At 32.6% G+C, this 9,878-nt stretch carries 11 protein-coding genes and 1 rRNA gene; 4 read left to right on the top strand and 8 right to left on the bottom strand.

Going from position 1 to position 9,878, the window contains the following annotated elements; genetic code table 11:
- Both BN3326_RS12065 and BN3326_RS12060 read right to left on the bottom strand, forming a co-directional pair.
- Positions 1-123, bottom strand: a 23S ribosomal RNA gene (locus BN3326_RS12065); the annotation flags it as partial.
- 274 nt (positions 124-397) lie between these two features.
- Positions 398-1,093 carry a M48 family metallopeptidase gene (locus tag BN3326_RS12060; RefSeq protein ID WP_069999501.1) on the bottom strand — a complete coding sequence of 232 codons (696 nt, stop codon included), beginning with the start codon at positions 1,091-1,093 and terminating at the stop codon, positions 398-400.
- Positions 1,094-1,341: 248 nt separating this feature from the next.
- On the opposite strand from BN3326_RS12060, the gene BN3326_RS12055 reads away from it, so the two are divergent.
- Both BN3326_RS12055 and BN3326_RS12050 read left to right on the top strand, forming a co-directional pair.
- On the top strand, positions 1,342-1,749 hold the full coding sequence (locus tag BN3326_RS12055) for a nucleoside triphosphate pyrophosphohydrolase family protein (RefSeq protein WP_069999500.1): 408 nt from the start codon (positions 1,342-1,344) through the stop codon (positions 1,747-1,749).
- 280 nt (positions 1,750-2,029) lie between these two features.
- On the top strand, positions 2,030-2,506 hold the full coding sequence (locus BN3326_RS12050; protein ID WP_069999499.1) for an NUDIX domain-containing protein: 477 nt from the start codon (positions 2,030-2,032) through the stop codon (positions 2,504-2,506).
- 72 nt (positions 2,507-2,578) lie between these two features.
- Here the strand turns inward: BN3326_RS12050 and BN3326_RS12045 are convergent, their stop codons facing one another.
- The 6 genes from BN3326_RS12045 to kduI all read right to left on the bottom strand — a co-directional run bounded on the left by BN3326_RS12045 (position 2,579) and on the right by kduI (position 8,691).
- Positions 2,579-4,273: a methyl-accepting chemotaxis protein gene (locus tag BN3326_RS12045; RefSeq protein WP_069999498.1), complete on the bottom strand. Its 1,695-nt coding sequence runs from the start codon at positions 4,271-4,273 to the stop codon at positions 2,579-2,581.
- A gap of 183 nt (positions 4,274-4,456) precedes the next feature.
- Positions 4,457-5,818, bottom strand: a complete 1,362-nt coding sequence (gene radA / locus BN3326_RS12040; protein WP_069999505.1) for a DNA repair protein RadA — start codon at positions 5,816-5,818, stop codon at positions 4,457-4,459.
- Positions 5,819-5,985: 167 nt separating this feature from the next.
- On the bottom strand, positions 5,986-6,618 hold the full coding sequence (locus BN3326_RS12035; protein ID WP_069999497.1) for a DUF305 domain-containing protein: 633 nt from the start codon (positions 6,616-6,618) through the stop codon (positions 5,986-5,988).
- A gap of 145 nt (positions 6,619-6,763) precedes the next feature.
- Positions 6,764-7,528: a 2-dehydro-3-deoxy-D-gluconate 5-dehydrogenase KduD gene (kduD, locus tag BN3326_RS12030; RefSeq protein ID WP_069999496.1), complete on the bottom strand. Its 765-nt coding sequence runs from the start codon at positions 7,526-7,528 to the stop codon at positions 6,764-6,766.
- A 65-nt stretch (positions 7,529-7,593) separates the two neighbouring features.
- A complete protein-coding gene (locus tag BN3326_RS12025) occupies positions 7,594-7,779 on the bottom strand; it encodes a hypothetical protein (protein WP_069999495.1) in 186 nt (61 codons plus the stop codon).
- A gap of 69 nt (positions 7,780-7,848) precedes the next feature.
- Positions 7,849-8,691: a 5-dehydro-4-deoxy-D-glucuronate isomerase gene (gene kduI, locus BN3326_RS12020; protein WP_069999494.1), complete on the bottom strand. Its 843-nt coding sequence runs from the start codon at positions 8,689-8,691 to the stop codon at positions 7,849-7,851.
- Positions 8,692-9,153: 462 nt separating this feature from the next.
- Between kduI and BN3326_RS12015 the strand changes: the two genes are divergently transcribed.
- On the top strand, positions 9,154-9,450 hold the full coding sequence (locus BN3326_RS12015; protein WP_074463613.1) for a transposase: 297 nt from the start codon (positions 9,154-9,156) through the stop codon (positions 9,448-9,450).
- Positions 9,451-9,590: 140 nt separating this feature from the next.
- Positions 9,591-9,878, top strand: a complete 288-nt coding sequence (locus tag BN3326_RS22545; protein ID WP_083258685.1) for an IS3 family transposase — start codon at positions 9,591-9,593, stop codon at positions 9,876-9,878.

Below are 9,878 nucleotides of genomic sequence, written 5' to 3'. Positions count from 1 at the left end.
CCCCATTCGGATATCTCGGGATCAAAGCTTATTTGCAGCTCCCCCAAGCTTTTCGCAGCTTATCGCGTCCTTCATCGGCTCTCGGTGCCAAGGCATCCACTCTACGCTCTTAGTAGCTTGACCTAATAGATAAACTTTTGTTTATAAATAAACTCTGTTTATCGGTCAATATTTCTATATAATATAGAAAATAGTGCCTTGTTATTCTAAAGCAAACTTGCGTTTACTTAAAAAGAATAGTTTAATATTTTCGGTTAAATTGTAGATTTTAAATTTTGAAGTTTAAAATCTTATTTGATTATGTTTAGTTTTCAAAGTACAAAGTTATTTTTTGCCAGCCGTTTGTGTGCTGACTTTAAGAATTATACTAGATTCTATCATTATTTGTCAACCACTTTTACAACACTAAGTGAGCTTTATTTTTATCTAGCCATTCTTTATCCTCCTGATACTTTGGCAATATCTCTTTGAGTTTTTTAATATTCTCTTTATGTTTTTCAGGATAATTCAAATTACATAATATGCTCACCAATACATAATCAATAATATTAATCGGAAGCATCCCCACTACAAGACTTACATACAACTTATTATTTTTGATTTGGAGTAAGATCGACTTATCATTATTTGTAATAATTTCTACTGGTAAATGCTCAAACCATTTATTATAAATTTTTATTCTCTCTTTTATTTTTGCAGTCACTTTGTCTTTATACCATATAAATAATGCTTCTCTTAACTCTTTTTGATCATCTGTATAGGTTTCAATAACAAACTTTCCTTTTACAAGTTTAACAGTTACTTTATTGGTTTTTTTATTTTCAATTACTTCTACTTTGTAGGTCTTACCTAAGTAGGTATAGCGATCTAATAAACTGTTCTTGTTTTTTTTACAATGCTGTTCATCTAATTCATTGATAATCCAAGGTGCATTCCCTTTTACTTTATCTCTCACAGTTTCTACTGATGTGCCAAGCGGCGCTGTAACACTCACTTGTCCTTGTGCGTTAATATTAATGGATATTGCTGCTGTTTTTTTATACATTAGATTGTAATTAATCGTTGTTCCTTTGTATTCAAAACTTAGTTTCATAATAACCCCTCTTCTTTAAAGTGTTTTGGTCGGATTACTTCTTTAAACACTAATGTTTTATAAACATCTTTCACACTATCAATTTTATTAGTTTTGTATATATGGGTTAATTATATTCCCTTAAAGCTTATTCTTTCCAAATTTTTATCTGCTATTTTTTATATTTTACAAAGTATTCTCATTTTATATTTATGAATCACTTACACTGTGGTATAATAAATGAGAATATAATGAGGAAGGGGATTATAATGTGTACTAATATCACTGAACTTGAAGATTTCCAAACGTTTATAACTGATATTCTTATAAGAAATAAAAGTATTTTAGATCAAACTACTAAATTACAAGACGCCTGTACTCATCTTTGTAGAACTATTTCTAAAGCTGCTACCACCTGTGGTTGTATTACTATAGATGCTACAAAACAACAATATACTTTTTCCGAAAACACATCTCTTGATCAAATTAAAGATCTTATGAGCACGCATGTAAATGGGAAAATGTGTGAAAACTGTCAAGAACTTCTAGAAAAAGAGCTTGGCAGGGTGCTTTTTTATTTAGGGGCAATTTCAAATACTTTTAATATTTCATTATCTGAAGTGTTACAAAAAGAAAAATATCGTACAGAAATTTTAGGAAAGTATTCTTTAAAATAATAGTTTTCAAGCACTGATGACTTTTAAAGTTATCAGTATTTTTTTTGAATACTGTTTAATAGCTCCAAAATATTTTTATAATAAATGAATAGCTTTAGTATATCCAAAAACCTTCTATAAGATATAGTATTTTCTCAGAATGATTTTACATCACATATTAAGATGAATAACTAAAATTTAATGATGTGAAATCTATAGATATTGAAAATAATTTTTATATGTTATAATACGTAATATATGGGTAATCTTACTATGCTTTATATAAAATGCGGAGGACAAAATGAATCTAAGACCAAGAGCAGCAGCTATTATTTTAAATGATAAAAATGAACTGCTTGTTTTAAAACAAAAAAACCCACACACTGGGTTTGAATGGTGGACACTCCCTGGCGGAGGCATGGAAGCTGAAGAAAGTGTTATTGATACAATTGTACGTGAAGTCCAAGAAGAATGTCATTTAAAATGTCGTCCTGTCCAGCTTATCTATGTGAGTGAATATGTAGACTATACTATTAATACACACCATCTAGGTATGTTTTTTTTGGCACTTATAGATAATATTGAAGACTTAAAAGTAGGCTTTGATCCTGAGGTTGATGAGCAGTATATTAAAGAATGCAGATTTATCTCTAAACATGCATTAAAAGAATCAGGTATCCCTATCTATCCTCCTGTCTTTAAAAATCAATTTTGGGAAGATCTTCAAAATAATTTTTCAAGTTATGAAGTGTATCAAAGAGGTAAGCTGCTAAAATAATACAAACAGCCAAATATAGGCTAGCGTCTATACTTGGCTGTTTGTATTTAAAAAACTAATATGTTTTATATATTAAAACTCAAATTGTTTAATCATAGACTGAAGATCTGATGCACTATCGGATAGCGTAATAGCACTAGAAGTTATTTCCTGAAGCCCTGCACTTTGTTCCTCTATAGATGCAGCTACTTCATTGCAAGAATCTGAAGATTGTGTTGCAATATTTAATATAGCAGAACTCATCTCTTCTACTTTCTTAATTGCCCTTACATTATTTTGTAATTCTGTACTAATTAATTTTACTTGGTTCTCCATCTCTTCAGATGTTTTTAATATTGCTTGGAAAGCCTCACTTGCTTCGTAGGCTCTTTTTATGCCTTCATTTGCCTCTGCTACTCCAAGGGTCATCCCTTCTGCAACATTTTGTGTTTCAATCTGTATTTCATTCAATACTTTACTTATTTCACGGGTTGCAGATGTTGAAGCTTCTGCTAGATTACGTATTTCATTAGCAACTACAGAAAATCCCCTGCCATTTTCCCCAGCTCTTGCTGCCTCGATAGAAGCATTTAATGCCAACAGATTAGTTTGGGTTGCAATTGACGTAATCATATCAAGAATCACTTTTATATCTGCCGACTTTACTCTAAGGGTTTCTGTGCTGTCATAAGAAGAGGTAATTTTATCTTCTATCGTTTCAATTTGTTTAATAAGCAACTCCAGCTTCTTATTACCATTTGCAGCAGCACTTGTTGCACCTTCTGCAGTAGCTAGAACACTCTCTGTATTCTTTGCAATTTCTTCATTTCCTTGACAGACATCGTTAATAATTTTTGAAGTCTCATATGATTTATCTAATTGCTCTGTTGTGCCACCTGCAACATCATTCATTGCACTTCCGATTTCTTGCAATGAACTAGCACTTTGTGTAACAATATCTCTTACTTTCTCACTTAATAAGGCTACATTAACACTGCTCTCATTAATACCCTTAATAATAAGTGCAAGATTACTACTCATTTTATTGAAAGCATTGCCTAAAATGCCTATATCATCCTGAGTTTTCACCTTAATCTGTGGTACTTTTAATTTTCCTTCAGAAATATTATGTGCATATAGTGCAAGCTGCGAAATAGTATTACCTATGTATTTTGAAAAATATACTGCACCTAATGTACTGATTGTCCCAATCAAAACAATAGCACCAAGTGCCATAATTCCTAGAGCATTTGTCTTTCTTTGCAGTTCCATCCTTACAACTTTTTGATTACTAAGCTCCTGGGCAATAAACTGACTTACGCTGTCACTCATAAATCCTGCAACTTTTTTAGTGTATTCCTTCTGCTCAATAGCTTTACCTGTTTCTCTGTTATTAACAAATTCAATAGATCCATCGATGCTTTCAGTAAATGCATCAAATAACCTCGAAAGCCCCGTTAGGTTATTCTGACTTTCTTTATTCTTATTAGTAGCTATTAAAAAACTTATATTTTCTTGCACACTGTTTAAGTTTGCTTTTATTCTTGCTACTTCATTTTCGTCTTTACTTACTATGTAGTTTGTTAAGTCTTTTATAATTTCTGCATCTAGATCTAATACATTATTTGCAACTACACTCGTTTGTATCATTGCATCCAATTGCTGCATAGAGGCTTTCATACTAAAATAGGATATAATACTTACCGCACTCAACAGTACAATTATAACCAAAAACATAGCTGTCATCTTCATTTTTATAGACATATTTCTATTTTTTTTACTTTTCAATCTTATCAGCCCCTCTTTTTTGACTATTTTTACTGAAATTAACTATATTTCTACTCCAATATATATATAATAAACTATTATTTGTTATATTTCAATGTATTTAGTATAAACTTAAAATTATCTAGGCGGCTGCTTCTTGAATAATAGTAGATACCGTCCATGAGAACAGCCTTATACTTAAAATTATTTTAAAAGTGCAGCTAATGCTTCGCTTACATTATTTACACCAATAACTTTAATTCCCTTTACCTTCGGCATTTTGTCTAAATTGGCTTTTGGCATAATACATAACTCAAAACCTAGTTTAGCAGCTTCTATTACTCTTTTTTCTGCCATCGAAACTGCTCTTACTTCTCCTGTTAACCCTACTTCTCCAAATACAATTGTATGTGGATCTATGGCTATGTTCCTAAAACTTGAGGCAATCGACGCTATTATCCCAAGATCAAGCGCTGGCTCATTAATTTTAAGTCCTCCCGCCAAATTAACATAGGTATCATGATTGCTAAGATCCATTCCTGCTCTTTTATCAAGAACTGCTATTAAAATCACAACTCTATTGTAATCTACACCAGTTGCTGTACGTCTTGGCATTCCAAAGCTTGTAAAACTAGATAGTGCTTGTACTTCCAAAAGCATAGGTCTTGTCCCTTCCATTGTACAGCTTACCACAGACCCCGAAGCATTCGTCGGTCTTCCGCTAAGCATGATTTCAGAAGGATTTTTAACTTCTTTTAACCCTATATCCACCATTTCAAATACACCTATTTCATTGGTAGAGCCAAATCTATTTTTAACGGCTCGCAGAATTCTAAAAGAAGCATGTCTTTCTCCTTCAAAATAAAGCACTGTATCTACCATGTGTTCTAGTACTCTAGGGCCTGCTAGTGAACCCTCTTTTGTAACGTGGCCTACAATCATAATAGTAATACCATAACCTTTCGCAAGATTCATTAAAGTATGCGTTGCTTCTCTGACTTGACTCACTGACCCTGGGGCAGATGATACTTCCTCACAATACACCGTTTGAATTGAGTCAATAATTACAAGATTCGGTTTTTCTTCTTTAATAAGAACCTCAATAATATTCACATTTGTTTCAGCCAATAGAGAAAGATTAGGGGTTGCAACGCCTAGTCTTTCTGCTCTCATTTTAATCTGGGCAACCGACTCTTCACCTGATACATAAAGTACACTTTTATTTTGTGCCCCTATTGTTTCGCAAATTTGAAGCAGCAATGTAGATTTACCAATTCCTGGATCTCCACCCACTAGTATAAGTGACCCTTTTACAATTCCCCCTCCGAGTACTCGATCTAGCTCTTCTTTACCAGTAGTCGTTCTTTGCTCTTGTTCAATAACAATCTGTTTAAGTTTAACAGGTGCATTGCCACTTCTACTTGATTTAGTAAGCTTAGGTTTTGCAGTATCAACAACTTCTTCTACCAAGCTCCCCCATTCATTGCACGAAGGACACTTTCCCATCCACTTGCTCGCTTCGTAGCCGCATTGTTGACAAACATAGACTTGCTTTAGTTTTGCCATATACTGTTCCTTTCCATATGCTTTATCTGTTGTATCTAAATTCTTACACATTTCGTTCTATTTTATATTATAAACATATATTTCCCTTTAAAATACATGCTGTACTTAATTCTATTATACATGACACTATAAAATAATAAATAGCTATCTTCGTTATTGCCTCTAGATTAATGGATATAATTGAATAATTGATCCATTTCCCTTATTTCATCACTTTGTTTTTTTATAGTATTTTGAGCCATTTGTTTAACTTCTTCATTTGGGGTATATTTTAAAATACTACGGGATATATTTATTGCACCATCATGATGCGGTATCATCTGCTGCAGGAAGTCCTTATCAACATCACCTGTAAGTTTAGTACTTTCCATTGAAGTAATCATCGCATCATAAAACACCATAAAATCAATTCTATAAGCAGTTTCTTGGGCTTTATCTTCTTGCATATCTGCCTTAATTTTTTCGATAAGTTGATTCACCTTCGTAATCTCACCTGTTTGTTCTTCAATAATTTTCTGAGCTATTTCTTTAACTTTTTCATTGGTGCCGTATTGTATTAAATTTTTTGACATTGCAATCGCAGCCTCATGGTGTGGCCTCATCTGATAAAGATAATTAAGAGCTGGATCCCCTGTTTTTTCTGCATTTTCCATTTCAGCTTTCATTGTATTAAGAATAGATTGATAGCTTTCTAAATACGCCTCTTCGTTTTTAGGAATGTCTGCTAATATATTCATACACAAAAAACACATTACAGCTAGTACCACGCAAAGAAGCATTTTATTCCTACACTTTTTCATAAAGATTCCTCCTGAACAAATAATACTTTATTATTTGTAAGGAAATGTATTTTTATACTGTTTAATATTCTCTTACAGATAAATAAAAAGCATATATGAGCTATTTCATCATCTACTCATATATGCTTTTTATTTATCTATCTTATTATCTTGCTAACCAACCGCCATCCACAGCTACTGTATACCCATTGATATACCCAGCTGCTTCTGAAGCGAGGAATACTGCTGTACCAGCAAGGTCTTCTGGTGATCCCCAACGATCAGCAGGTATTCTTTCTAATATACTCTTGTTTCTCTCTTCATCCGCTCTTAAAGCCGTTGTATTATTTGTTGCCATATATCCTGGTGCAATAGCATTGACATTGATATTATGTTTTGCCCATTCATTAGCTAAAGCTCTTGTTATACCCATTACACCACTTTTACTTGATGTATAGGAAGGAACTCTAATCCCGCCTTGAAATGATAGCATCGATGCTATATTGACAATCTTCCCCCCATTATTTTGTTTCATATATTGTCTTGCAACTGCTTGGGAAAAGAAAAATACTGTTTTAATGTTAATATTCATAACATCATCCCAATCTTTTTCTGTAAACTCTATGGCATCACAACGTCTGATAATCCCAGCATTATTAACGAGGATATCTATTTTCCCAAACTTAGCAACAGCCTGATCTATAATACTTTGTATAGGCTCAATTGTAAGCAAGTTTGCTGTTATGCCCAAAAATGATTTGCCTAATTTCTTAATTTGCTCTTCTATTTCTGGCATCTCAACATAGTCTACACCCACTATATCTGCGCCAGCACTTGCAAGACCTAATGCAATGCCTTGTCCAAGCCCAGTAGATGCTCCTGTTACAATAGCTACTTTACCTTCTAATGAAAACTTATTTAATATACTCATATAAATAATCCTCCTAACATATTTATATATTTTCAAATAATTATATTATTTTAATACTTTTATTTTTAATTTATTAAATTCTTATTTAGTACATCTTCTACATATATTTTATGTGCCTTAGTTAACTCACTAAAAGGTCTTTGAGGCTTACCTGTATCTATTCCTTGTAATGTAAGAATGTATTTAATAGCTAGAATAAGTTCCACCCTTACATCAGTATTTCCCGGAAAATTATAAATAATAATCGTCATGCCCACTTTTTAATAAATATATTTAAATAATATGACTGTGATGACCACATGGATTAATAGAGACTGGTTCTATAGCAAATCTGCATTTTTGATATGATCCATATCAGTAAATGTTCTGTTTTCTCCTACCATACTCCATATAAAAGCATAATTACTAGTCCCGCACCCTGAGTGGATAGACCAGCTTGGTGATATAACTGCCTGTTCAGCTTTCAAAATAATATGTCTTGTCTCAGTAGGTTCTCCCATCATGTGAAAAACTATGTTATCTTCACTAAAATTAAAGTACATATAAACTTCCATTCTTCTCTCATGAGTATGGCTTGGCATAGTATTCCATACACTTCCCTTGTTTAAAATCGTACACCCCATGGATAATTGACAAGTTTCAAGTACTGCGGGATGAATGAATTGGTAGATAGTTCTTTCATTGGATGTTTCAAGGCTCCCTAGTTCAACTTTATTGGCTTGATCTTTTGTAATAAATTTTGTATCAAATTTCTTATGCGCAGGAGCAGAACACATATAGAATTTAGCCGGGTTATTTTGATCAATACTTCTAAAAGTTATTTCTTTAGTAGTCATCCCAAGATATAAGCCTTCTAAGTTATTAAGCTTATATTCCGTACAATCTGATGTTACAACGCCACCTCCGCCGATATTGATAATGCCAAGCTCTCTTCTCTCAAGGAAGTAGTCTACACCTAATTGTTTTGCTGGATCTATATAATCTTTGATATCAAGAGACTTTGCAACTGGCATAGCTCCAATAACGATAATTCTGTCAATATGTGAATAAGTTACATACATCTGATCTGCTGAAAACAATTTTTCAATTAAAAATTCTTCTCTTAAATCTACTGTATCGTAATATCTTGCGTCTTTCTGGTTGGCTCCATATCGAATATCCATTTACATTCTCCCTTATATAATATACTTGTTTAGTATACAAATGTTACTCTATACAATTTAAGATACCTATATCATTTTTTGTTTCCTCACAATTTTTCATTTTTCTAACCTTGATAGTTTTTACTTATTATTTCTTTTTATACGTTGCCCTATTATAAACCTGTAAATTTGTTCCCAATAAATTTCTAGTATAAATTTGAGCAAAATAAAAAATTTATGTTACCACTTACTAAATTAAGCCTATAAAACAATAATTTTAAGGGGAGTACATACATATTTTACAGCCTAATCAAGTTTGCTACTTTAAATTGACATTTAGATAAACAATGATAAATATTCCTTTTAGATTATGTCTTATATAATTAGATTCTAGTGTTAAATACTGTAATGCTATACTGAAGTTGTAACACCTTTGGGGAGTATAATGTTATAATACTTTCAAATGTCAAAGGAGTTATGATTATGTCAAATACAAAATACGATTCAGCATTACGTGATAAAGTTATAAGGCTTCACCTTGAGGAAGGTAGATCTCTGAAAAGTCTTACACAAGAATTTAACCTTGGCAGTGGCACAGCAAAATTTTGGATTGATAAATATCGCAAAGACTGTTCTGGTAGTAAAGAAGGCATTCAGCAATTAGAAGAACTTTCAACACAAAAAGAATTATTAAAACGCATTGAAGAACTTGAAAAAAGAGAACCGTTTCTTAAAAAAGGCGGCAGCCTTCTTTGCCAAAGAAATCGATTAGCAGTTTAGCAATTCATCGATACTTACCATTCTGAGTTCGGAGTCAGATGGTTATTACGTAAGTTCAGTCTCTCTGCCACTGCATACTACAACTACCTCAAAGACCGCAAAAAATCCTACAGAGAAAGTAAAAAGAATAAGTTACACGCATAGAGCATCTCTATCATAAACATGATGGTATTCCGGGCTATAGAATGATACATCACCTACTCAAAAAAACAAGTCATGCCTGTAGTAAGCCTACTGTTTATCAATATATGAAAGAATTAGGGATACGTTCTGTTATCATGCGTAAAAAGCCTTCTTACAAGAAAGGGCTTCAGCATAAACTATTTAAGAACCTTCTTAAGAGAGACTTTACTGCTGCGATACCTAATCAAAAGTGGTGTACCGATTTTGCGTATTTAACCTTAAAGTACAGGAGAATAACGCTATAA

The organism is Cellulosilyticum sp. I15G10I2 (genome assembly GCF_900095725.1).
In the GTDB taxonomy this organism is placed as follows: Bacteria; Bacillota; Clostridia; order Lachnospirales; family Cellulosilyticaceae; genus FMMP01.
Note: the sequence above shows the minus strand (reverse complement) of the source record. Positions and strands in the feature narration are given on the sequence as shown.

Coding starts and splice junctions, on each gene's coding strand:
- BN3326_RS12050 (WP_069999499.1), top strand. CDS start 2,030: ATGAATCTAAGACCAAGAGCAGCAGCTATTATTTTAAATGATAAAAAT.
- kduD (WP_069999496.1), bottom strand. CDS start 7,528: ATGAGTATATTAAATAAGTTTTCATTAGAAGGTAAAGTAGCTATTGTA.
- radA (WP_069999505.1), bottom strand. CDS start 5,818: ATGGCAAAACTAAAGCAAGTCTATGTTTGTCAACAATGCGGCTACGAA.
- BN3326_RS12025 (WP_069999495.1), bottom strand. CDS start 7,779: ATGACGATTATTATTTATAATTTTCCGGGAAATACTGATGTAAGGGTG.
- BN3326_RS12055 (WP_069999500.1), top strand. CDS start 1,342: ATGTGTACTAATATCACTGAACTTGAAGATTTCCAAACGTTTATAACT.
- kduI (WP_069999494.1), bottom strand. CDS start 8,691: ATGGATATTCGATATGGAGCCAACCAGAAAGACGCAAGATATTACGAT.
- BN3326_RS12035 (WP_069999497.1), bottom strand. CDS start 6,618: ATGAAAAAGTGTAGGAATAAAATGCTTCTTTGCGTGGTACTAGCTGTA.
- BN3326_RS12060 (WP_069999501.1), bottom strand. CDS start 1,093: ATGAAACTAAGTTTTGAATACAAAGGAACAACGATTAATTACAATCTA.
- BN3326_RS12015 (WP_074463613.1), top strand. CDS start 9,154: ATGTCAAATACAAAATACGATTCAGCATTACGTGATAAAGTTATAAGG.